The organism is Halomonas saccharevitans (genome assembly GCF_032333995.1).
Taxonomy (GTDB): Bacteria; Pseudomonadota; Gammaproteobacteria; order Pseudomonadales; family Halomonadaceae; genus Halomonas; species Halomonas saccharevitans.
The window spans coordinates 391,054-413,809 of sequence record NZ_JAVXUR010000002.1 but is presented as its reverse complement, the minus strand read 5'-3'; the positions used below and the strand labels follow the sequence as shown (position 1 = coordinate 413,809).

The following is a 22,756-nucleotide window of genomic DNA, read 5'->3' as shown; positions in this document are numbered from 1 at the left end:
TGTCAGGGGCGGTGAGTCTTATCCATCCTTGCCGTCGGCCCGGGCCGACAGCAGCGGCCCCGCATAGTGGAACAGGAAGATCGCGTAGGCCAGGCACCAGAAGATGATGCCCAGGTTGTAGGTCCAGTGGGTGATCTCGGGGACGAGCGCCAGCACCGGCGAGCGCAGCACGGCGGCGGCGAGCATCAGGCCGAGCGCCACGCCGATGCCCGGCAGGGTGCGGATGGGGCGCGCGGTGTGGCCAAGCGCCACCCGCGACATCATCGAAAGCATCATGGTGCCCATGCCGCCGATGGTCAGCGCATGCACGGCCAGCTCCGCGCGGAACAGGCCCAGCGCCGCCAGCGCCCACATCGCGAGGCCCACGGGAATGAAGGCGTAGCTGCCGTGGAGGCCCCAAAGCAGCGGCTCTCGCCCGCTGTGCTGGCCGCCCCAGCGCGCCAGGCGCACGGCGTTGGCGAACGCCGCCAGCCCCAGGAGGGTGGCGAAGAGCGCGCCCGGCAGCGCCACGCCGAGCACGGCGAGCCCCTGTGCCAGGACCACGGCCAGCACGCTACCCAGGCTTGCATACTCCAGCGCCGGGATCGCCGGCCGGCGGGTGAGACCCAGGCGGTTGGCGGTGAACATGGCGATCACCCGGCCGCCGACCACCACCATCAGCAGGGTAATCAGCAGCACCGCCAGGTAGGCGGCCTGGCGGATCAGCTCGGCATCGCCATTGAGCACCCCCAGGTGCATGGCCAGGTTGGCCAGGGTCAACAGCCCCAGCGCCGGCAGGAAGATCAGGTTGCGCCAGCGCTTCGCGGCAATCACTAGTCGGGCCATGACGCCGGCCACCACCGGCAGGAACGCCAGGTCGACCAGCATCGGCAGCCAGTCCGCCGTCTCCGGCGGAAAGGCCATCAGGGCCCGCCCGGCCAGCCAAAGCGCGACCAGCGCCAGCAGCGGTCCGCCTTTGAGGCTTGGCAGCCCGGTCCAGTTCTGCACTGCGGTGAGCAGAAAGCCCGCCACCACCGCGGTCGCGAAGCCGAACAGCATCTCGTGCTGGTGCCAGAACATCAGCCCGCCGACGGGTCGCAGCAGGATGTCGCCGTGCCAGAAGGCCAGCCACACGACCATCGCCACCACGCCGTAAAGCGCGGCCAGCAGGAAGAAGGGGCGAAAAGCCAGCCTCGCCACCGGCAGGCGCGACAGCGAGGAGGAGCTAACGGAGGAGGAGGTCGATTGCATGGCGCTATACCCGACTAAAACGCTTGGTGATGGCCATTGTGGCCCAGCCCCCCGCCCCCTTCCTTGACAGGTATCAAGAATGCTTCTTATAGCGCCTCAGTGACTGGTGCCCTCTTCGTAGCGCGTCTTGTTCCAGACGTTGTACTTGCCCGAGGGCCGGCTCATCGGGATGCGCTGCTCCTCCTCGAGGGTGACGGCGTCATAGACGATCACCGCGCCGTCCTCCTCCCACAGGCTCAGCAGCAGCTTCTCGCCGTCACGGTCGAACTCCACGTGGGCGGCGGTCTTGCCGGGCTCGGGGATCAGGGTCTCGACGATCTCGAGGCTCGCCTTGTCGATCACGTGCACCCGGTCGCGGTTCGGGCCGAAGAAGACGTCCACCCAGGCGTAGGGGGAGTTGGCGTGGCTGCGCATGAAGAAGCCGGGGCCATCGGTCTCGAGGGTCTTGATCACCGTCCAGTCGTTCATGTCGATGATCGACACCGCCGCCCGGGTCAGGTGGGGCGTGGCCATGACGCGGCGCCCCTCGTGCTCCCAGGTGATGCCGGACCCCAGGTGCGGCATGCCCTCCAGCGGCAGGTCGGCGACCTTCTCGCCGCTGTCCAGATCGATCACCATGCCGCCCTGGCCGTCACTCTCTCCACCTCGGGAGGCACCGATCACGTGGCGATAGGCCGGGTCGAAGAAGAAGTCGTCCAGGTAGTCCGGCACCGGGAGGCGGCGCACCCGGAAGCTTTGCGTGTCGTGGCGGCGCCTCGGTTCGAGCGGGGTGGCCATGTGGCCGGTAGCGACCACCGGCTCGGTGGGCAGCGGCCAGGGGATCTCCCACACCTCCTCGATGTCCTTGAGCGCGGCGATGAAGCTGCCCCGCGGCGGCGCGGCATAGACGGCGCTGACCCGCGAGCTCTCGCCCTGCTCGCCGACCACCGGGTAGACCTTCATCAGGTCGAGGTCGTGGGCATCGAAGAGCACCAGGCTGTGGGGCAGGTAGTTGGCGGCCATCACGTAGCGGCCGTCGGCGGAGACGGCGATGTTGCGCATATTGATGCCGGCGCGCACCTCGGCCACCACCTCGAGGTTATAGAGGTCGACCTTGGTGATCCAGCCGTCCCGGGAGCCGAAGAAGACGTAGCGCCCGTCCGGGGTGTACTTGGGCCCGCCGTGCAGGGCGTAGCGGGTCGGGAAGCGGTGGATCCGCTCGAAGGTATCGCCGTCGAGCACGCTGGCGTGATGGTCGCCGGTCTCCACCACCACGAAGAGATTGAGCGGGTCGGCGTCGAAGCGCGGCGCGTCGGGCAGTGAGCCGTCCGGATGCGGGACCGCCTGGCTGGCGAGGATCTCATCGCGTCCCCAGGTGGGCGCCACCTCGGGCTCGCGGTAGAGCCACTCGGCCAGCGAGGCGATCGCCGCGTCGTCCAGCCGCTCGCCGAAGCCGGGCATCTGACTGGCCGCCCGGCCGTCGCGGATCACCGTCTCGGCGGCCTCGGGCGTGAGCCGCGAGAGGTTGCTCGGCAGCAGCGCCGGGCCGATGCCGCCCAGGCGATCCTCGCCGTGGCAGGACGCGCACTGGGCCCGGTAGAGCGACTCGGGGCCCTCGGCCAGCGCCGGTGCGATGATCGTCAGCAGTGCGGCACCGGCCAGGGTCGCGAGGCCGCGGGGGAACGAGAGCGATCGCATCAGAGCGCCACCCGCTGGGGCACCAGTTCGAGCGTCTCGCCCTCGATGAAGATGGCCTCGGCCGGGGTGGGCTGGGCGAGGGTCGTGGCCAGGCGCACCACCTCGCCCACCACGATCAGCGTCGGCGGCTGGAGCTTCTCGCGGGCGATGGTCTCGACCAGTTCGCCCAAGCAGGTGATCACCCGGCGCTGTTCGGGGGTGGTGCCGCGCTCCACCAGGGCCACGGGGTGGCTCGCCGGCAGGCCGTGGTCCTGCAGCTGGCGGCTGATCAGCCCGGCATTGGCCAGGCCCATGTAGAACACCGCCGTGTGGTGGGGCACCGCCAGGGCGCTCCAGTCCAGGGCCAGCTCGCCGTCGGCCTTGCAGTGGCCGGTGACGAAGGTGACGCTCTGGGCGTGGTCGCGGTGGGTCAGCGGAAAGCCGCCGTAGGCCGCGCAGCCCTGGGCGGAGGTGATGCCCGGCACCACCCGGAAGTCGATGCCGTGCTCGATCAGCACCTCGGCTTCCTCGCCGCCGCGCCCGAAGATGTAGGGGTCGCCGCCCTTGAGCCGCACCACCCGCCGGCCCTCCTCGGCCAGACGCACCAGCAGCGCGTTGGTCTCGTCCTGGGTCAGGGCGTGGCAGCGCGACGCCTTGCCGACATAGAAGCGCCGGGCCCGAGGGCTCGCCAGGGCCAGCACCTCCTTGGAGACCAGGCGATCGAAGACCAGGCAATCGGCCTGTTCGAGCAGCGACAGGGCGCGCAGGGTCAGAAGCCCGGGGTCGCCCGGGCCGGCGCCGACGATGGCCACCTCGCCGGGCGCCATGGGCGCCTCGGCGAGATCATAGGAAACACGACGTGACGGCATGGAGGTGTCCTCGCCTTACTGGATTTCGATGGCCTGGATGGGAGCAAAGGGCGCGCCGATGCGCCGTTCTTCCGCCTCGGTGACCCCGATCTCGCGGTTGGTCAGGTAGCAGCCGGGATCCTCCTCCCAGGGGTCGCCGGTGACCTTCCAGGCCCGCACCCGGGTGTTGCCGTTGCAGATCGGCAGGAACCGGCACTCGCCGCAGCGCCCCTTGAGCGGCCGCGGCCGCTGGCGAAAGCCGACCATCAGCGGGTCCTGGGTGTCGCGCCAGATCGCCGAGAAGGGCGTCTCGCGGACGTTGCCCAGGGTGTGGTCCCACCAGAAGGTGTCGGGGTGCACGTTGCCCAGATTGTCGATGTTGGCAATGTGCTCGCCCGAGGCGTTGCCGCCCCAGTCGATCAGCTGCCGCTCCAGGGCCTCGGCCCGCTCGGGGAAGTGCTCGCGGGCCCACATCAGCAGGAAGGGGCCGTCGGCGTCGTTGTTGCCGGTGACGTACTCGCGCCGGACGCCGCGTTCGAGCTCACTGCGGCAATGATCGAACAGCCGGGTCATGGCGTCGCGGGTCATGCGGTACCAGGCGTCCTGCTTGCTGTGGCGCCGGCCGCGCCCGCCATAGTTGAGGTGCGAGAGGTAGAACTTGTCGACGTCGTGCTCGTCGATCAGCGCCAGGATGTCGTCGAGCTGCTCGACGTTCTCGCGGGTCAGGGTGAAGCGCAGCCCCACCTTGATGCCGCGCGCCTTGCACAGCTTCACCGCGTGCATCGACTCGCGAAAGGCCCCCTTACGCTGGCGGATGGCGTCGTGGGTGGCCTCCAGGCCATCGATGCTGATGCCCACGTAGTCGTAGCCGACGTCGGCGATGGCGTCGGTGTTGGCCTCGGTGATCAGGGTGCCGTTGGTGGAGAGCCCGGTATAGAGGCCGAGCTCGCGCGCCCGGCGCGACAGCTCGAAGATGTCGGGGCGCATCAGCGGCTCGCCCCCGGAGAGGATCAGCGCCGGCACCTTGAAGGCCGTGAGGTCGTCGAGCACGGCGTGCGCCTCGGCGGTCGAGAGCTCGCCGGCGAAGTCGATGTCCGCCGAGGTGGTATAGCAGTGCTTGCAGGTCAGGTTGCAGCGGCGAATCAGGTTCCAGATCACCACCGGCCCGGGCGGCTTGCGGGCACCTCCTCGCGGAGCATGCCCCGGAGGCGCCGGTTCCATCAGGCTCTGGATATAGCGGGTGACGCGAAACATGGCGTTCTCCTGCCTTCGTTAGGCTTGCGGGGCGCGTCGCGCCAGGCGCAGCCCGGTCTTCTTGAGGATGCGCGAGCTGTAGAGGATGCGGTGGTCCCGGCAGTCCTCGCCGAGGCGGGCCCGCAGCGCCTCAGCCTGGCGCTCGACCTCCTCGCGGCTGCGCCCGTGGAGCATGGCGAAGAGGTTGTAGGGCCAGTGAGGCAGGTGGCGCGGGCGACGGTAGCAGTGGCTGACCCCCTCGATGGCGGCCACCTCGCGGCCCAGCCGCTCGACCTCGGCGTCATCGACGTCCCAGACGGTCATGCCGTTGGCGACGTAACCCAGGCGATAGTGGTTGGGCACCGCGGCGATGCGCCGGATCACCCCGCGCTCGTGCATCGCCCGCATGCGCGCGAGCACCTCCTCGCCAGTGAGGCCCAGCTCGCGACCCACCGCGCCCCAGGGATCGGGGACCAGCGGCAGCCCGGCCTGGGTGGCCAGCACGATGGCGCGGTCACGTTCGTCGAGGCCCCGTTCGTCGGGACTCAGGGCATCGCGGACCGAGCCCTGGCTAGACCGGCAGATGGAGACGGACATGGAACTCCTCCTCCTTGGGCATGTTGAAGACCGGCAGGCCGGTGGCCGCCTCGATGGCCGCGATCACTTCACCAATGCGCGCCGGGGTCTCGGTGGCCAGCACGAACCACATGTTGAGCGCGTGCTCGCGACGGTAGTTGTGGGCGACCTCCGGAAAGGCGTTGACCGCCTCGACGACGCGCTCGAAGTCCGGCTCCGGCACCGCGAGAGCCGCCAGGGTCAGGCCGCCGCCCAGGCGCTCGGCGTGGTACATGGGGCCGAAGCGGCTGAGCATGCCGCTCTCGCGCAGGCGCTCCAGCCGATAGAGCAGGTCGCCCTCGGTGACGCCCAGCGCCTCGGCGACGGCCGCATAGGGGCGCGCCACCAGCGGCAGGCCCTCCTGCAGGCGATTGATCAGGCGGCGATCCACGCCGTCCAGCTCGTCCAGGCTCATGCATCCTCCTCACGGGCATAGCGGGCGCCGCACTGGCGGTAGGCGTGGGTGCTGAACAACGCTCGATGGGCAATGTCATCGAGGCCGAGCCGCGCGACGATCGCCGCGAGCTCCTCGAGCACCCGCTCGCGGCGAGCACCGTGGATCATGCAGAAGAGGTTGTAGGGCCAGTCGGGCAGCCGTCGCGGACGCCGATAGCAGAGCGTCACGGCGGTTTCGCGGGCCAGGCGCCGGCCCACCAGGGCGACCCGCTCGTCCGGCACGTCCCACACCACCATGGCGTTGGCCTCGAGGCCGAGCCGGCGATGGCGCACCACCAGGCCAAGGCGCTTGATCAGCCCCTCGGCCTGCCAGCGATGCGCGCAGGCCATCGCCTCCTCCTCGGCGAGCCCGGCCTGCTCGGCCAGGGTCTGCCAGGGGCGCGACGTGAGCGGCAGGCCTCGCTCGAGCAGCGCGCGCAGGCGACGATGGGCCGCCGGCTCGTCGAGCGAGGGGGCGGCCTCGAGGGACAGCGGGGTCACGGATCTCATGTGCGCTCCAGTTCAGCCCAGGGAATGGGAAACGCCAGGTCGATATGGAAGCTCTCGAGCATCGGCAGGCGCAGGATCGGCACGCCCAGGCGCGCCTCGAGGGTGTCGAGGCGCGCGTCGAGCGCGGATGCGTCGGGGGCGGTCATCACGAACCAGAGGTTGTAGTCGTGCTCCCTTGCGTAGTTGTGGTTGACGCCGGGGGCGGCGTTGATGAGCTCTGCGAAGGCATCGCGCTCGGCCTCGGGCACGGCCACGGCGGCGAGCAGGCTGGCGCCGGCTCGGGCATGGTCGAAGACCGGCCCCACGCGGCTCAGTACGCCCCGCGCCTGCAGGCGTTCCAGGCGCGCGATCACCTCGTCCTCGGCGGCGCCCAGGCGCTCGGCGATCCGCGCGAAGGGCCGGGGGCAGACCGGCAGGCCGCGCTGATAGCTGTCGATCAGGCGACGGTCCAGCGCATCGAGATCTTGAACGTGGCAAGGTTGGGGTCGGCAATGCATCGGCACAGCTCACTCAAGGCGGGGGAAGGCGGGCGGACCCCGAAGGGCCCGCCGCCGTGTCCCGCTCGGCTCAGTAGATGTCTTTCTGGGTGTTGATCACGTTGAACTTGCCGGTCGGGGTGACCAGACGCTCGTCCTTGATCACGTGCTTCAGCTCGCGGGTCTCGTCATCCACGATCACCAGCGCGGACGTCTCTTCCATGGTATTCCAGACGGAGAACCACACCTCGTCACCGGCCTGGTTGTACTCAGGCTGCACGACCCGCTTGACGCCCTCGCCCACGTCGGCCCACTCGGCGATCGGCAGTACCTCATAGCCGGCCTCGAGGTCGTTGATGTCGAAGACCGCCACGCTCTGGCTGGGCCCTTCGCCCGGGTTGAGGGCGGTATCGACGTAGAGGTTGTCAGACTCCGGATGGGTCTTGATGAACAGCGAACCGCCGCCCTGGCCTTCCAGGGTGCGCACCACCTTCCAGGCGTTGTCGGGGTGCCCTTCCGGGTCGGTGCCGATCAGCGAGATGGTGTTGTCGCCCAGGTGGCTGGTGGCCCATACCGGCCCATGCTCGGCATCGACGAAGTTGGCGCCGCGACCCGGATGGGGAATCTTGCCCACATCGACGATCTCTTCGAGCTCACGCTCGAGCGCGTCGATGACCACGATCTGGTTGGACTCGTTGGCCGCGGTAAGGAAGTAGCGGCCGGAGGCGTCCCAGCCACCGTCGTGCAGGAAGCGCGAGGTCTCGATCTCGACGGTAGAGAGCGCCTCCAGGTCCTCATAGTTGACGAGCTGGACCTTGCCGGTTTCCTTGACGTTGACGATGAACTCGGGGTGCTGGTGCGACCCCACGATAGCCGCCACGCGAGGCTCCGGATGGTACTCCTGGGTATCGACGGTCATGCCGCGGGTGCTGACGATCCTATTCGGCTCCAGGGTCTGACCGTCCATGATCACGTACTGCGGCGGCCAGTAGGCACCGGCAATCGCATATTGATCTTCATATCCCTTGTACTTGGAGGTTTCGACGGAGCGTGCCTCCATGCCGATCTTGATGGTGGCCACGATGCTCGGCTCCTCCATCCACAGATCGACCATGTCCACCTTGGCATCACGACCGATGACGAAGATGTAGCGCCCGGAGGCGGACATCCGCGAGATGTGCACCGCATAGCCGGTCTCGAGAATCTTGACGATCTCTTTGGAGCCGCCGTCGATCAGCGCGATCTGGCCGGCGTCACGCAGGGTGACCGAGAACAGATTATCGAGGTTGAGATCGTTCATCTGTTCGGTGGGGCGGTCCTCGGGGGCGACCAGGACCTCCCAGGTATCCATCATCTCGGGCATGCCGAACTCCGGCGGCACCGGCGGCTCGTGCATGATGTACTTGGCCATCAGCTCGACCTCATCATCGGAGAGATCGCCCGAGGTGCCCCAGTTGGGCATCCCGGCCGGTGAGCCGTAGGTGATGAAGGCCTTGAGGTAATCGAGGCCGCGCTCCTGGGTGATGTCGGTGGTCAGCGGCTTGCCGGTGGCTCCCTTGCGCAGCACACCGTGGCAGCCGGCACACCGCTGGAAGTAGATTTCCTTGGCCTGCTCGAACTCGGCCTCGGTCAGGTCCGGCGCCCCTGGGGTCCGCACCGATTTGGCGGAACCCGGATCCACGGCGGACTCGGTGCCCTGATAGGCGCTCTTGGCCTCGTCGACATCCTTGTGGCCATCCTGAGCCTGGGCCGTCGTGATACCCAGGGCGACGGTGGTCACCGCTACCGCCAGGGGCTTTAGATACCAGTCTTTCTTCATCATCGTTCCACCTCTGTCATGATCCTTGGATGCGCTGTCGTCAGGCCATGGCGCTGTCGTTATTCGACGGACGGCCAGCCGACGCGAACGCATGGTCGATGACCCTCCTGGCCCTGAGCGTGGTCCATTAACGCGTATAATTCATGCATCTTTAACGATTCCCGCCTCGCTTTCCCCGCCGTTATTGACCTGCGTCAACGGCCATCGGCCCCTACCTCCAAAGAGGCGTTGCGAGCCGTCGCGCGTCGTGCTTGATGTAGACGATGAGGCGCGCCTTGACCGTCGTCATGGCGCGACGCCCCGAGAGCCGCGAGACTGGCGAGGGCCCCGCTGGAGGGTGTCCTGTCGACAGAAAGGTGCCCTGAACGAGGAGCCCTGCCCGAGGAGATGCCATGCCCCTGCCCGCCCCCCGTCTTCTGCTGCTGGCCCTCTGCTGGCTGCCGGCCGCGGCGCTCGCCGATAGCGCACTCTCACCAGCGCGACAGGCCGAGCTCGAGACGCTGCTCTATCAGGACTGCGGCTCCTGTCACGGCATGACCCTGCGCGGAGGGCTGGGACCGCCCCTGCCGCAATCGCGCATGAACGCCTATGATCGCGACGGCCTGGCCGCGCTGATCCTCCACGGCGTGCCCGGCACCGCCATGCCCGGCTGGGCGGGACTGCTCAGCGAGCAGGAGGCCCGCTGGCTCGCCGATCACCTGCAGCACGACACCCCCCTGGATGAGTGAACGTTCGCCGCCCCGGCTCTCGACTCGGCCCTCGACACGACAAGGAATCGCCATGATGCTCTCTGGACTGCGCACGCCCCTGATCGCTCTCGGCCTGGCCGCCCTGCTGGCCGGCTGCCAGGCCACCCCGCCGCTCGAGCCGCGCGGCACCGGGGATCTCGGGGTGGTGGTGGAGCGCGCCACCGGCAGCCTGGCGGTGGTGGACACCAGCGCGCGGCGGATTCTCGGGCGCGTCGAGGGGCTCGGGGACCTGTCCCACGCCTCGGTGAAGTTCTCCCGCGACGCCCGCTACGCCTTCGTCTTCGGCCGCGACGGCGGGCTCAGCCGGGTCGACCTGCTCAGCGGCGAGATCACCCATCGGGTGATGCAGTCCGGCAACAGCATCGGCGGCGCCATCTCCCAGGACGGCTCGCTGGTGGCGGTGGCCAACTACGAGCCGGGCGGGGTGCGGCTCTTCGACAGCGAGACCCTCGAACCGGTGGCCGAGATTCCGGCCACCTATCGCAACGCCCAGGGCGAGACCGTGCGCTCCAAGGTGGTGGGGCTGGTGGACGCGCCGGGCAACCGCTTCGTCTACAGCCTGTTCGAGGCGGGCGAGATCGCCATGATCGACATGAACGGCGAGGCGCCCAAGGTGACGCGCTTCCCCGATATCGGCGAGGCGCCCTACGACGCCCTGATCGGCGCCAACGGGCGCTACTACATCGCCGGGCTGTTCGGCGAAGACGGCCTGGCGCTGCTGGACCTGTGGCACGTCGAGGAGGGCGTCACGCGTATCCTGCCCGACTACGGCCGCGGCGAGGCGCGCCTGCCGGTCTACAAGATGCCGCACCTGGAGGGCTGGGCGATGGCCGGCGACGAGGCCTGGCTGCCGGCGGTGGGGCGCCACGAGGTGCTCCTCGCCGACACCGACGACTGGTCGCTTGAGGAGCGCATCCCCGTCCACGGCCAGCCGATCTTCGTGATGAGCCGCCCCGACGAGCGCCAGGTGTGGGTCAACTTCGCCCACCCCGACAACGACGTGGTGCAGGTAATCGATACCGAGACGCGAGAGGTTATCCGCACCCTCTCCCCGGGCGAGGCGGTGCTGCACATGGAGTTCACTCCCAAGGGCGAACACGCCTGGGTCTCGGCCCGCGACAGCGACCGGATCACCGTCTACGACACCCGCACCTTCGAGGTGCTGGCGACGCTTGATAGCGAATCGCCTAGCGGCATCTTCTTCACCGACCGGGCCCACCGTATCGGGTTATAAGCGCGCGCCAGGACGAGCAGCGGGCGGCGCCGCTCGCCCTGCGACATTTCGCGTCAGCCCAGCGGGGTATCGGCGGCGATCTTAAAGATGTATTTTATTTGCATCTTAAAAGACACCCCCTGACCGGAGCCCTGCCATGCTGACGCCAGACCAGGAACGCCTGATCGCCGCCACCGCCCCCGTGGTGGCCGAACACCTCGACGCCATCACCCAATGCTTCTACCCGCTGATGTTCTCGCGCTATCCCGAGGTGAAGCCGCTGTTCAACGAGACTCACCAGCGCGACGGCGACCAGCCCCGGGCGCTGGCCGGCGCGGTGCTCGCCTACGTGCAGCTGCGCCAGGATCCCCAGCAGGCGCGGGGCGCGATGGGCACCATCGTCGGCAAGCACGTCGCCCTCGGCATCCAGCCCGACCAGTACCCCATCGTCGGCGAGTGCCTGATGGCCGCCATCGGCGAGGTGCTCGGCGAGGCGGTGACGCCGGAGATCGCCGCGGCCTGGAGCGCCCTCTACGAGGAGCTCGCCGGCCTGCTGATCGAGCTGGAGGACCATCGCTACCACGAGTTCGCAAAGTGCCCCGGCGGCTGGCGCGGCACGCGGCGCTTTCGCATCGCCGACATCCGCCGCGAGAGCGCGGTGATCCGCTCCTTCGTGCTGGAGCCCGAGGACGGCGGCCCGGTGGCCGATCACGCGCCGGGCCAGTTCATCGGCGTGCGGCTGACCCTCGACGGCGAGCCGGTCTATCGCCACTACAGCCTCTCGGACGTGCCCAACGGCCGCGCCTATCGGGTCTCGATCAAGCGCGAGCCCGAGGGCCGGGCGAGCCGGCACTTCCATGACGCGATGAGCATCGGCGACACCCTGGAGCTGCTGCCGCCCGCCGGCGAGCTGACCCTGAAGGGCGGTGACGAGCCGCTGCTGCTGGCCTCCGGCGGCGTCGGCCAGACCCCGCTGCTGCCCATGGCGCGCCACGCCCTGGCCGCGGGGCGCCGGGTGATCTACCTGCACGCCGCCCTGGACGCCGAGCACCACGCCTTCCGTGACGAGATAGCGGCGCTGGCCGCCGAGCATCCGCAGCGGCTGCGCGCCGTGAGCGTCCACGAGCGCGGCGCCGACGCCGATCATATCGGGCGCATCGACCGCGAGCTGCTGGCCCGCCTGCTGCCGGAAGGCGCCCGCTGCTACTTCGTCGGCCCCCAGGGCTTCATGACCGCCGTGGACCGGGCGCTGGCCTCGCTCGGCGTGCCCGACGAGCGCCGCCACTACGAGCACTTCGGCCCCTCGCGCCCCCTCGACGTCGCCTGACGGTCGCCCAAACGCCCAGCCCCACCACCAGAACGCCCCGGTCATGCCGGGGCGTTCTGGTCTCGGGACGTCGAGACGGCGTCAGACATCGCGACCGGTGCCGCGGTCGTAATGGAACGTCATGAAGACGATGCCCGGCGTCATCACCAGCCGCCAGGCCAGCTCGACGTCGTCATCGAAGGCCACGTCGAAGGCGCGCACCGTGTCGATCAGGCTCTCGAGCCAGAGGGCGTAGAGCGCCGGGGGGATATCCCGATGCGCCCGGTCGTGGCTGATCGCCACCTGCTGCAGGTAGTAGTCGGCGTGGCTCGAGGCGTAGAACGCCAGCAGGTGATAGAAGGCCTTCTTGAGCATCGCCTGCTGGCGCGCCATATTGGTGTGACGAAACTTCTCGGCGACCTGGGGCGAGGCGGCGAGGAAGCGCTCGTAGAAGGCCACGAAGAACGCCCGCCCCTCGACCTCGCGGTCGAGCACCCGCACGTAGCTCTCATCGAAGAGGCGTTCGATATCCATGGCCACCCCGCATGGTGTAAGGGCCTGATCACAGCCTAGGTCAGGCGCGCGCGCACGCCATGGCCGGGGGATCGTTCGGTGGTCAGGGCATGACCTGGATCACGCCGACCGCGAATGCCCGCCCGGCATGACGCCCGTCAAGGGCGGCGCCGGGAGGGTCGACTAGCATGGCCGGGTTTTCATCGAGAGGAGTCGTGCCATGGAGCTCGTCTGCCCCGCCGGCAACCTGCCCGCCCTGAAGCGCGCCGTGAACGAGGGCGCCGATGCCGTCTACTTCGGCTTCCAGAACACCACCAACGCGCGCCAGTTCGCCGGGCTCAACTTCACCGACAAGCGCGCCGGAGAGGGTATCGACTACGCCCACGCCCGCGGCAAGCGGGTGTTCTGCGCCATCAACACCTACCCGCAGCCGGACGGCTGGGCGATGTGGACCCGCGCCGTGGACCAGGCCGCCGAGCTCGGCGTCGACGCCCTGATCATGGCCGACATGGGGCTGCTCGACTACGCCGCCCGGCGCCATCCCGGCCTCGACCGCCACCTCTCGGTGCAGGGCTCGGCGACCAGCCATGAGGCGCTGCGCTTCTATCACGAGCAGTTCGGCATCAAGCGCGCCGTGCTGCCCCGGGTGCTCTCGATCACCCAGGTCCGCGACCTGGCGAAGCAGAGCCCGGTGGAGCTCGAGGTGTTCGCCTTCGGCAGCCTGTGCATCATGGCCGAGGGGCGCTGCTATCTCTCCTCGTACCTCACCGGCGAGTCGCCCAACACCCGCGGCGTCTGCTCGCCGGCGGCCCACGTGCGCTGGGAGGAGACGCCCCAGGGCCTGGAGTCGCGCCTGAACGGCGTGCTGATCGACCGCTACGCCGAGGGCGAGCGGGCCGGCTACCCGACCCTCTGCAAGGGGCGCTTCGCGGTGGGCGGCGAGACCTATCACGCCATCGAGGAGCCCACCAGCCTCAACACTCTGGAGCTGCTGCCGGAGCTCAAGGAGCTGGGCATCAGCGCGGTGAAGATCGAGGGCCGCCAGCGCAGCCCCGCCTACGTCTCGAAGGTCGCCGGCATCTGGCGCCAGGCCCTGGACCGGGTCGAGCGCGCGCCCGGGCACTTCCGCGCGGATCCCGCCTGGATGGCCGGCCTCGGCGAGCTCTCCGAGGGCGCCACCACCACCCTGGGCGCCTACGAGCGGCGCTGGAAATAGGAGGCTGCATGACCGCCACGACCCTGGAACTGAGCCTGGGCCCGGTGCTCTTCTACTGGACCCGCGAGGACTACGCCGACTTCTACCGCGCGGCCGCCGACTGGCCCGTCGAGACCGTCACCCTGGGCGAGTCCGTTTGTTCGCGGCGCCGCGACATGAAGCTCGACGACTGGCTGGGGATCGGCCGCGAGCTGGCCCAGAGCGGCAAGCGGGTGGTGCTGGCGAGCCAGACCCTGATCGAGTCCGAGGCCGACCTGCGCGACCTGCGCAAGCTCTGCGACAACGGCGAGTTCACGGTCGAGGCCAACGACCAGAGCGCGGTGCAGCGCCTCGCCGCCGCCGGACTGCCCTTCGTCGCCGGGGCCGCGCTGAACCTCTACAACCCGGCCTCGCTCGCCGTGCTGGCGCGGGCCGGCATGCAGAGCTGGCAGGCGCCAGTGGAAATGTCCCGGGACGATCTGACCCGGCTGCTGGCCGACTGCCGCGAGCAGGGGCTCGAGGCGCCCTGCGAGGTCTTCGCCTACGGCCACCTGCCGCTGGCCTGGTCGTCGCGCTGCTTCACCGCGCGGCGCCACCAGAAGCCCAAGGATCGCTGCCAGTTCGTCTGCCAGCAGTATCCCGAGGGCCTCGCCCTGCGCACTCAAGAGGCGTCGCGGGAGGTGTTCACGCTGAACGGCATCCAGACTCTTTCCGGCGCCTGCCAGGACCTGCGCCATGAGCTGCCGACCATGGCCGAGATGGGCGTGGCAAGCGCCCGGCTGAGCCCACGCGCCGAGGGCATGGCCGAGGTGGTCGCGGCCTTCGATGCGGCCCGGCGCGGCGCGCTGCCCGCCCCCGACCCGCTGGCGCTGGTGGAGGCCGAGGTCTGCGACGGCTACTGGTACGGCCGCCCCGGCATGGACAACACCCGCGGCGTGAGCGCGCCGTGAACGAGCAGGGCCGGGGTCGGCACGGCGCCGGCGACATCCGCCTGCCGGTGGCGAGCCTGACCGCGCTGAGCACGACGGACTTCCCCGGTCGGCGCGCCGCGGTGATCCATCTCCAGGGCTGCCCGCTGCAGTGCGGCTACTGCGAGGTCAGCGAGATGGCCACGCCCCGCCGCGGCGATCCCGCCGAATGGCCGGCGATGCACGCCTTCCTGACGGCCCGGGCCGAGTGGCTCGACGCCGTGGTGTTCAGCGGCGGCGAGCCCACCCTGCATGCCGATCTGCCGCGCGCCGTGGAGCAGGCCCGCGCGCTGGGGCTGGCCGTGGGGCTGCACACCGCCGGCCCCTACCCGGAGCGCCTGGCCGAGCTGCTGCCGCAACTCGACTGGGTGGCCCTGGACGTCAAGGGCCGCGGGCGCGACCTCGACCGGATCTGCGGGCGTCGCGGCATCTGGCAGCCGCTGGCCCGCAGCCTCTCGCTGCTGCTGGAGGGCGCGACGCCCTTCGAGTGTCGCACCACGGTGCACTGGCGGGACTTCGCCCTGGACGACCTGGAGCGCCTGACGATGACCCTGGCCGACTGCGGCGTGCGCCACTACGCCCTGCAGCTGGCGCGCCTCGAACGCTGCCGCGACCCCGACTACTGCCTCCCGGTGGCCGGCGCCCCGCCCCGGGAGGCCCTGGCGGCGCTGGTGCGCCGGCTCGCCCCCCACTTCGCGCGGCTCGACCTGCGTTCGTGACGCCCCGATATTCCTGAGCCTCTCGTCCTGAGCGGCTGCCCGACCCTCGATAGGGCGCCGCGTCCGACGGCGTCTCCCCCTGCTCCTACTCTTGCCCGCCACGCGCCCCGAGCGCGGCTTTTGCTGACCTGGATCATGTCTCTCGCCGGCCCGAGCGATTAGCCTTCACATACCATATGTAGTGCTCAGGATCTATTTCAATGGCACATATAGACAAGACCACACCCCCTCCCCGTCGCGACAGGGCGCGTGTCGATGTCGCCAGCACCGTCGACGAATACCTGCAACGCGCCGACTGGCGCGTCCATGCCAACGCCAATCAGGGCTACTCCCTGGGCGGCCTGATCCTCAACGTCTCCGGCAAGCTGATCGCCAACTACTGGCTCGACGAGATCTATCCCGAAGCGGTCGGACGAGCCCATCGCGTGGGCGACCTGCATATCCACGATCTGGACATGCTCACCGGCTACTGCGCCGGCTGGTCGCTGCGCACCCTGCTCATCGAGGGCTTCAACGGCGTGCCGGGTCGGGCCGAGAGCGCCCCGCCGCGCCACCTCTCAAGCGCCCTGGGGGCAGATGGTCAACTTCCTCGGCACCCTGCAGAACGAATGGGCCGGCGCCCAGGCCTTCAGCTCCTTCGATACCTACCTGGCGCCCTACGTGCGCCGGGACGGCCTGGGCTATCCGGCGGTTCGCCAGGCGATCCAGGAGTTCATCTACAACCTCAACGTGCCCTCCCGCTGGGGCAGCCAGACGCCCTTCACCAACCTGACCTTCGACTGGACCTGCCCGGCGGACCTGCGCGATCAAGTGCCGATCATCGGCGGCGAGGAGCAGCCCTTCACCTACGGCGAGCTGCAGGCCGAGATGGACCTGCTCAACCGCGCCTACCTGGAGGTGATGGCACAGGGCGACCGCCAGGGACGCGTCTTCACCTTCCCCATCCCCACCTACAACATCACCCACGACTTCGACTGGGAGAGCGACAATGCCGAGCGGCTCTTCGCGCTCACCGCGCGCTACGGGCTGCCCTACTTCCAGAACTTCCTCAACTCCGACCTGGAGCCGCACATGGTGCGCTCCATGTGCTGCCGGCTGCAGCTCGACGTCAGCGAGCTGCTCAAGCGCGGCAACGGCCTGTTCGGCAGCGCCGAGCAGACCGGCTCGCTGGGGGTGGTCACGATCAACTGCGCGCGGCTCGGTCACCGCTTCGCCGGCGACCGGCCCGGGCTGCTCGAGGAGCTCGACCGCCTGCTGGCGCTGGGCCGCGACAGCCTGGAGCTCAAGCGCGAGTGCATCCAGCAGTGGATGGACGCCGGGCTCTACCCCTACAGCCAGCGCTACCTGGGCACCCTGCGCAACCACTTCTCCACCCTGGGAGTGAACGGGCTCAACGAGATGGTGCGCAACTTCAGCGAGGACACCCACGACATCGCCGACCCCGAGGGCCAGGCGCTGGCGCTCGAGCTGCTCGACCACGTCCGCGAGCGGATGCGCGACTTCCAGGCGCAGACCGGGCACCTCTACAACCTCGAGGCCACGCCGGCCGAGGGCACCACCCATCGCTTCGCCCGGGAGGACCTGAAGCGCTACCCGTCGATCCTCCAGGCCGGCACGCCGGAGGCGCCCTACTACACCAACTCCAGCCAGTTGCCGGTGGGCCATACCGACGACCCCTTCGAGGCGCTGCTCCACCAGGACCCGCTGCAGACCCGCTATACCGGCGGCACCGTGCTGCATCTCTACATGCGCGAGCGGCTCTCCTCGGTGCGCGCCTGCCGGCAGCTGGTGCGCACCGCCCTATCGCGCTTCCGGCTGCCCTACCTGACCATCACCCCGACCTTCTCGATCTGCCCAGTCCATGGCTACCTGGCCGGCGAGCATGAATTCTGCCCGAAGTGCGATGACGCCCTGCTGGCAGAGCAACAGGCGCAGGCCGCCGTGGCCGGCGCCGAGACCCACTGAGGGCTTTCATTGCCAGACTTCCAGTGATGCTGGGCGCCGGGGGCAAAGCGAGGCGAGGGTCCTTTGCCATGGATGGCAAAGGTAGCGCCCAAGGATGGGTCCACAGCGCCCTCGCTGAGGCTTAACGCCGGCAAAGCCCAGCTCTCTGCTGGAGTGTGAAAGGAGCCCAGAGCAAAGTTAGGAGATTTTTATGAGCACGATCCAGACCCAGCGCGATGCCCTGCCCACCGACCGCCGCCAGCCCTGCGAGGTGTGGACCAGGGTGATGGGCTATCACCGCCCGGTCAGCCAATTCAACCTCGGCAAGCGCAGCGAGCACCGCGAGCGCACCCCCTTCGCCGAGCGCGCCGCCGCCCGCTGATCCCGAGCCGCCGGGGAACGCCCCGGCGGTGTTCACATCTTCCTCGCCACCCTGCCCCTCGTCACACCGGAGCCCCGCCATGGACGCACCCCGCGAGATTCGCCTGCCGGTCGCCGGGCTGACCCGGCTGACCACCCTGGACTTTCCCGAGCGCCTGGCCGGCGTGATCTTCCTGCAGGGCTGCCCGCTCGCCTGCGGCTACTGCCACAACCCCCAGATGCTCACCCCGCGACGCGGCGAGACCGCGGAGTGGGCCAGTGTGCGTGACTTCCTCGAGCGGCGCCGTGGGCTGCTGGAGGGGATGGTGTTCAGCGGCGGCGAGCCCGTCATGCACCGCGACCTGCCCGCGGCGGTGCGCGAGGTCAGGGCGCTGGGCTTCGCCGTGGGGCTGCATACCGCCGGCGTCTACCCGCAACGGCTGCAGACCCTGCTACCCAGACTGGACTGGGTGGGGCTGGACGTGAAGGGCGAGGCATCCCGGGTCGAAACGATCGTCGGGCACCCCGGCATCGCCCCGCGGCTGGCCCAGAGCCTCGACGTGATGCTCGAGGGCGGCGTCGACTTCGAGTGTCGCACCACGCTGCACGGGCGCGACTTCACCCTGGCCGACATCGAGCGCCTGGCCCTGACGCTGGCCGCGCGTGGCGTGCGCCACTATGCGCTGCAGCTCGCCCGCCACGACCAGTGCCTGGACCCGCGCTACGCCGCGCCGGTACCCGGCGGGCCCTCCCGGGCCGATCTCGAGGGCCTGGTCGCCCGGCTGGCGCCACGCTTCGAGACCCTGGCACTGCGCGCCTGATCCCGCAGCGGGTCCGCCGCAAGGGAACGACTCTCCGAGCAGATACCAACGCAAGACGCCCCGGAGCGCACTGCGTTCCGGGGCGTCTGCTGGCCAGGGTGGACGATCAGCCCGGCCGGTCTGCGTTATCCACAGGCCCTCTAGCGGGCCCGCTTATCCACACTTGGACCAGCCGCAGCCGGAGTAGCAGGTAGGGCAGCCGTCCATCATGATCAGCTCGCCGTTGCACTCGGGGCAGTGGCCGACCACGGCGGGACCGCCGCCGCTCTGGTCCTGCGCCTTGCGCTCGGCCTGCTCGACCTCCTCCGGGGTGGGCGGATGCCAGGGCTGGCCGCTCGCCAGGCGCTGGGCGTAGCGGGCGACCAGCTCCTCCACCGGCACCTGGTGGCCGTCCTGATCGAGGAAGCCGCGACGGTAGAGGATCTGCTGGATCGACCAAGCGATGGCCGCGACCTCGGAGTCGTGGAACACCGGCTTGCCCCAGCGGTTCATGCCGCAGCGCACCAGGCCCTTGTCCCAGGCCACCTTGCGCAGGTCGGCCACCGCCTGGGTGACGTAGCCGCCCCGGGCGGCCAGCGACAGGCTGCGCATGGTGGCGGTGATCCACTGGTGCTCGCTGGAGAGCTGGCCAGAGGGGAAGAAGAACTCCACCGGGCGCTCGATCACCACCCGCTTGCCGTTGACCACGCCCTCCACCGGCATGAACGACACCAGCAGGTAGACCTTCTTGCGCCCCTCGGCGCCGACGTAGGAGATCTTCTCCGACACGGCCTCCAGGGTGCCCTCAGGGCGCGACGGGATGCGCACCGTGAGCGGGTTCTCTTCGGCCAGCGGCGGCTCTTCCACCGCCTTCTTGACGCTGTAGGACACGATCTTGGAATTGATCTCGACGGCCATCAGGAGGCTCCTCCGGAAAAGTGTGCTGTGACGCTCGAGTAACGGCCACCCACGGCCGTTACGAGCGAAGGCGAGGCAAGGCGCAGGCTTTCGAGGAAGCGGAGTTTACGAGCCGTAAATGAGCATTCCGAGTAAGACTGCAACGCCGCCTTGGCGAGCGCAGTAGGTCGTGGCTTACCACTTTCCATAGGTGCCTTCCTTCAGCGCGTCATAGAGGTTCGCCGCGTTGTGCTCCTCGCCGTCGTAGATGACCTTCTCGTCGCCGGCGAGCTCGACGGTCTCGCCGTTCTCCAGCTCGAAGACGTAGGTAGTGTTCTTGAGGTCGTCCTCGCGCACCAGCACGCCCTGGAAGGCCTCGGGGTTGAAGCGGAAGGTGGTGCAGCCCTTGAGCTGGCTGGCATAGGCGTCGAGGTAGAGGTCCTTGAACTCCTCGAAGGCGAACTCGGTGGGCACGTTGACCGTCTTGGAGATCGCCGAGTCGACCCACACCTGAGCCGCCGCCTGTACCGCCACGTGCTGCTTGGGGCTCACCGCGTCGGCGGTGATGAAGTAGTCGGGCAGGTCGCTCTCCACCGCCTCGGCGGCGATGAAGTGGCGATAGGCCGCCAGCTCGAAGGAGACCACCTCGACCTGCTCCTTGGTCTTCTTGCCCGCCTGGATGACGTTGCGGAAGTAGCGGTGCGAGAACGACGGCTCGATGCCGTTGGAGGCATTATTGCCAAGCGACAGCGAGATGGTGCCCGTGGGGGCGATCGAGCTGTGATGGGTGAAGCGCGCGCCGTGCTCGGCGAGCTGAGCGACCAGCTCCGGCTCCACTTCGGCGATTTTCTGCATGTAGCGGCTGTAGCGGGCGTGGAGGATGCGCCCCGGCACCTTGTCGCCGACCTCGTAGCCGTCCTGCTTGAGCTCGGGACGCTCGCGCATCATCCGCGGGGTGATCGCGTAGTCCTCGCTGAGCGCCGGCGCCGCGCCCTTCTCGCGGGCGAGTTCCAGCGCCTGCTTCCAACCCTCGAGGGCCAGGTTGCGGCTCACCTCCTCGGTGAAGGCCAGCGACTCCGGCGAGCCGTAGGGGATCTTGAGCATGGTCATCGTCGAGCCAAGCCCCAGAAAGCCCATGCCGTGGCGACGCTTGGCTTCGATCTCGCGGCGCTGGCCCTCCAGCGGCAGGCCGCTGATCTCCACCACGTTGTCGAGCATGCGGGTGAAGATCGCCACCACCTGGCGGTAGCGCTCCCAGTCGAAGCGCGGCTTCTTGCCGAAGGGATCGATGACGAAGCGGGTCAGGTTCACCGAGCCGAGCAGGCAGGCGCCCTCGGGCGGCAGCGGCTGCTCGCCGCAGGGGTTGGTCGCCCGGATCTCCTCGCAGAACCAGTTGTTGTTCATGCGATTGACCTGATCGATCAGGATGAAGCCCGGCTCGGCGAAGTCGTAGGTCGAGGCCATGATGGTGTCCCACAGCTCGCGGGCACGGATCACCTCGACGATGCGACAGGCCACGCGCCCCTCGTCATCGACCGTGTAGCCCTCCTCGATCACCGGCCAGTCGCGGTAAATCAGCTCGCTCTCCTCGACGTCGTCCTTCTCGCCGGGGTGGAGCGGGAAGGCCAGCGGCCAGTCGGCGTCGTTCTTCACCGCCTCCATGAACTCGTCGGTGATCAGCAGGGAGAGGTTGAACTGGCGCAGCCGGCCCGCCTCGCGCTTGGCCTCGATGAAGCTCTTCACGTCGGGATGGCCGACGTCGAAGGTGCCCATCTGGGCGCCACGGCGCCCCCCCGCTGAGGCCACCGTGAAGCACATCTTGTCGTAGATATCCATGAACGCCAGCGGGCCGTTGGTGCCGGCACCGGCGCCGAACACGAAGGCGTTCTTGTGGCGCAGGGTCGAGAACTCGTAGCCGATGCCGCAGCCCGCCTTGAGCGTCATGCCGGCATCCACCACCGAGTCGAGGATGTCGTGCATGGAGTCGCGGATGGTGCGCGAGACGGTGCAGTTGATCAGGCTCACCGCCGGCTTGTAGGCCTCGGCGCCGGCATTGGACATGATCCGCCCGGCCGGGATGGCGCCGTTCTCCAGCGCCCAGCGAAACTTCGGCAGCCACGCCTCGGCCTGATCGCCCTCGACCGCCGCCAGGGCCTTGGCGACACGCTCCCAGGTGGCATGGACGTCCTGGTCCACGGCGTGGCCGTGGCGGTCCTTGAGGCGATACTTGGCGTCCCAGATATCGCGGGAAGGCACCTGCAGGGGCACCTCGTTGGAGGTCTTGAGGGCCTTGGCGGATGTGCTCATGTCGGGGTCTCCAGAGCGGTGTCGTGATGAATCGGTATCGATAGAGAAATACGGGCCGGCGCGGGCGGCGAGATCAGCGATCGCGCGTCGTGAGGCGCTCCAGGCGCAGCAGCCACTCGCCGAGGCGACCCTGGGCGAAGCCCTCCTCGCGCCCGTCGAGCAGGTTCTTGACCGTCAGGCCAAGCTCGGTGTCGCCCTCGATCAAGAGGCGGCGCTGGAAGAACAGGCTATCGGGATCCTCGCGCCGGGTGGCCAGGCATAAAAACTCGCGCCAGCCGCCGCGGATGGTCGCCTCGCCGGGCTCACGGCAGAGCACCAGGCGCTGATCCGCGAGGCCCAGGGTCAGCGTCACGCCGAGATCTTCGATGGTCAGGCTGATCCGGCGCCCTTCCAAGGCATCGAACTCGCCCTCCGCGAGCGGCTCGGCGAAGGTGCGGTTGAGCAGCGGCTCCACCAGCCGGCGCTTGACGCCCAGCGGCACCCGGGGATCCAGGGCGCGGATCAGGCGGCTCGGGGCGGGTGGGCGCGGAAGCGACAACGGCGGATGGGGCAGAGACATGAGGATTCTCCTGATGACGTCGGTGCGGCTGGGCCGCCGGAGCGCTCATCCTAGGGGGCATCTAAACCGCCTGCACTGACGTGCGTCAAGCCGTCGCCAGCAGCGCGTTTCCCGAGGGCTGCGTACCATATATAGACTAACGGAAAGACTCAAGCACAAGATGTATAGAAATTGCCTCAACGCAGGCGATGTCGCCGCGGGGCCGTACGCGACCCCTCGGCGCCTTTACGGCGCGTCCCGAATGGGCCACCGCGGAGCGGAATCGAGGCTAACGCGAGGTGACGGCGGGCCGGTGCCGAGGAGATGGCCGCGCCTGCGCGGCCTCACCCTCCTGCCCTCACCCTCCGCGCCCCCCCGAGGCATTCTCGCTCACTCACCAGCCTCTCCCCCTTCCGGGACGATTC

General features: G+C 69.1%; 21 protein-coding genes and 1 pseudogene. 9 read left to right on the top strand and 13 right to left on the bottom strand.

The window, feature by feature from the left end:
- Window positions 1–18: 18 nt before the first annotated feature.
- The 9 genes from RSO68_RS07375 to RSO68_RS07335 all read right to left on the bottom strand — a co-directional run bounded on the left by RSO68_RS07375 (window position 19) and on the right by RSO68_RS07335 (window position 8,825).
- On the bottom strand, window positions 19–1,230 hold the full coding sequence (locus tag RSO68_RS07375) for an NnrS family protein (protein ID WP_315586052.1): 1,212 nt from the start codon (window positions 1,228–1,230) through the stop codon (window positions 19–21).
- Window positions 1,231–1,326: 96 nt separating this feature from the next.
- The gene (locus tag RSO68_RS07370) at window positions 1,327–2,907 is read right to left on the bottom strand and encodes a cytochrome D1 domain-containing protein (RefSeq protein WP_315586050.1); all 1,581 of its coding nucleotides are present in this window, start codon (window positions 2,905–2,907) and stop codon (window positions 1,327–1,329) included.
- A complete protein-coding gene (gene cobA / locus RSO68_RS07365; RefSeq protein WP_315586048.1) occupies window positions 2,907–3,755 on the bottom strand; it encodes a uroporphyrinogen-III C-methyltransferase in 849 nt (282 codons plus the stop codon). Before cobA ends, RSO68_RS07370 begins: the two co-directional genes overlap by 1 nt.
- Before the next feature lie 15 nt (window positions 3,756–3,770).
- A complete protein-coding gene (gene nirJ, locus RSO68_RS07360) occupies window positions 3,771–4,988 on the bottom strand; it encodes a heme d1 biosynthesis radical SAM protein NirJ (protein ID WP_315586046.1) in 1,218 nt (405 codons plus the stop codon).
- An 18-nt stretch (window positions 4,989–5,006) separates the two neighbouring features.
- Entirely contained in the window at window positions 5,007–5,564 is a 558-nt protein-coding gene (gene ahbB, locus RSO68_RS07355; protein ID WP_315586044.1) for a siroheme decarboxylase subunit beta, read from the bottom strand.
- Window positions 5,539–5,997, bottom strand: coding sequence for an Lrp/AsnC family transcriptional regulator (locus RSO68_RS07350; protein ID WP_315586042.1), 459 nt, complete (start codon window positions 5,995–5,997; stop codon window positions 5,539–5,541). Before RSO68_RS07350 ends, ahbB (RSO68_RS07355) begins: the two co-directional genes overlap by 26 nt.
- Entirely contained in the window at window positions 5,994–6,527 is a 534-nt protein-coding gene (ahbB, locus tag RSO68_RS07345) for a siroheme decarboxylase subunit beta (RefSeq protein ID WP_315586040.1), read from the bottom strand. Before ahbB (RSO68_RS07345) ends, RSO68_RS07350 begins: the two co-directional genes overlap by 4 nt.
- Window positions 6,524–7,024: an Lrp/AsnC family transcriptional regulator gene (locus tag RSO68_RS07340; protein WP_315586038.1), complete on the bottom strand. Its 501-nt coding sequence runs from the start codon at window positions 7,022–7,024 to the stop codon at window positions 6,524–6,526. Before RSO68_RS07340 ends, ahbB (RSO68_RS07345) begins: the two co-directional genes overlap by 4 nt.
- A gap of 70 nt (window positions 7,025–7,094) precedes the next feature.
- Window positions 7,095–8,825, bottom strand: a complete 1,731-nt coding sequence (locus tag RSO68_RS07335; RefSeq protein WP_315586036.1) for a cytochrome D1 domain-containing protein — start codon at window positions 8,823–8,825, stop codon at window positions 7,095–7,097.
- Between the two features lie 389 nt (window positions 8,826–9,214).
- On the opposite strand from RSO68_RS07335, the gene RSO68_RS07330 reads away from it, so the two are divergent.
- The 3 genes from RSO68_RS07330 to RSO68_RS07320 all read left to right on the top strand — a co-directional run bounded on the left by RSO68_RS07330 (window position 9,215) and on the right by RSO68_RS07320 (window position 12,111).
- Window positions 9,215–9,550: a c-type cytochrome gene (locus RSO68_RS07330; protein WP_315586032.1), complete on the top strand. Its 336-nt coding sequence runs from the start codon at window positions 9,215–9,217 to the stop codon at window positions 9,548–9,550.
- A 52-nt stretch (window positions 9,551–9,602) separates the two neighbouring features.
- The gene (locus tag RSO68_RS07325; RefSeq protein ID WP_315586030.1) at window positions 9,603–10,805 is read left to right on the top strand and encodes a cytochrome D1 domain-containing protein; all 1,203 of its coding nucleotides are present in this window, start codon (window positions 9,603–9,605) and stop codon (window positions 10,803–10,805) included.
- Between the two features lie 136 nt (window positions 10,806–10,941).
- Window positions 10,942–12,111, top strand: a complete 1,170-nt coding sequence (locus RSO68_RS07320) for a globin domain-containing protein (protein ID WP_315586028.1) — start codon at window positions 10,942–10,944, stop codon at window positions 12,109–12,111.
- An 81-nt stretch (window positions 12,112–12,192) separates the two neighbouring features.
- Here RSO68_RS07320 and RSO68_RS07315 read toward each other — a convergent pair whose 3' ends face one another.
- Entirely contained in the window at window positions 12,193–12,624 is a 432-nt protein-coding gene (locus RSO68_RS07315) for a globin (protein ID WP_315586026.1), read from the bottom strand.
- Window positions 12,625–12,823: 199 nt separating this feature from the next.
- On the opposite strand from RSO68_RS07315, the gene ubiU reads away from it, so the two are divergent.
- From ubiU to RSO68_RS07285, 6 genes and pseudogenes are all read left to right on the top strand, one after another.
- Window positions 12,824–13,819 (top strand): ubiquinone anaerobic biosynthesis protein UbiU, encoded by a 996-nt coding sequence (gene ubiU, locus RSO68_RS07310; protein WP_315586024.1) that lies wholly within the window; start codon window positions 12,824–12,826, stop codon window positions 13,817–13,819.
- 8 nt (window positions 13,820–13,827) lie between these two features.
- Window positions 13,828–14,748: a U32 family peptidase gene (locus tag RSO68_RS07305; RefSeq protein ID WP_315586022.1), complete on the top strand. Its 921-nt coding sequence runs from the start codon at window positions 13,828–13,830 to the stop codon at window positions 14,746–14,748.
- Window positions 14,745–15,485 carry an anaerobic ribonucleoside-triphosphate reductase activating protein gene (locus RSO68_RS07300; protein WP_315586020.1) on the top strand — a complete coding sequence of 247 codons (741 nt, stop codon included), beginning with the start codon at window positions 14,745–14,747 and terminating at the stop codon, window positions 15,483–15,485. The genes RSO68_RS07305 and RSO68_RS07300 overlap by 4 nt, the downstream gene beginning before the upstream one ends.
- Window positions 15,486–15,685: 200 nt before the next feature.
- Window positions 15,686–17,450: pseudogene (locus RSO68_RS07295) on the top strand (ribonucleoside triphosphate reductase).
- 190 nt (window positions 17,451–17,640) lie between these two features.
- Window positions 17,641–17,811, top strand: a complete 171-nt coding sequence (nrdD, locus tag RSO68_RS07290; RefSeq protein ID WP_315586019.1) for an anaerobic ribonucleoside-triphosphate reductase — start codon at window positions 17,641–17,643, stop codon at window positions 17,809–17,811.
- A gap of 79 nt (window positions 17,812–17,890) precedes the next feature.
- Entirely contained in the window at window positions 17,891–18,610 is a 720-nt protein-coding gene (locus RSO68_RS07285) for an anaerobic ribonucleoside-triphosphate reductase activating protein (protein WP_315586017.1), read from the top strand.
- A 153-nt stretch (window positions 18,611–18,763) separates the two neighbouring features.
- Here the strand turns inward: RSO68_RS07285 and RSO68_RS07280 are convergent, their stop codons facing one another.
- From RSO68_RS07280 to ubiT, 3 genes are all read right to left on the bottom strand, one after another.
- On the bottom strand, window positions 18,764–19,507 hold the full coding sequence (locus RSO68_RS07280) for a ribonucleoside-diphosphate reductase (RefSeq protein WP_089846405.1): 744 nt from the start codon (window positions 19,505–19,507) through the stop codon (window positions 18,764–18,766).
- Between the two features lie 174 nt (window positions 19,508–19,681).
- The gene (locus RSO68_RS07275; RefSeq protein WP_315586014.1) at window positions 19,682–21,793 is read right to left on the bottom strand and encodes an adenosylcobalamin-dependent ribonucleoside-diphosphate reductase; all 2,112 of its coding nucleotides are present in this window, start codon (window positions 21,791–21,793) and stop codon (window positions 19,682–19,684) included.
- A 73-nt stretch (window positions 21,794–21,866) separates the two neighbouring features.
- Window positions 21,867–22,352, bottom strand: a complete 486-nt coding sequence (gene ubiT, locus RSO68_RS07270) for a ubiquinone anaerobic biosynthesis accessory factor UbiT (RefSeq protein ID WP_089846401.1) — start codon at window positions 22,350–22,352, stop codon at window positions 21,867–21,869.
- Window positions 22,353–22,756: the final 404 nt, after the last annotated feature.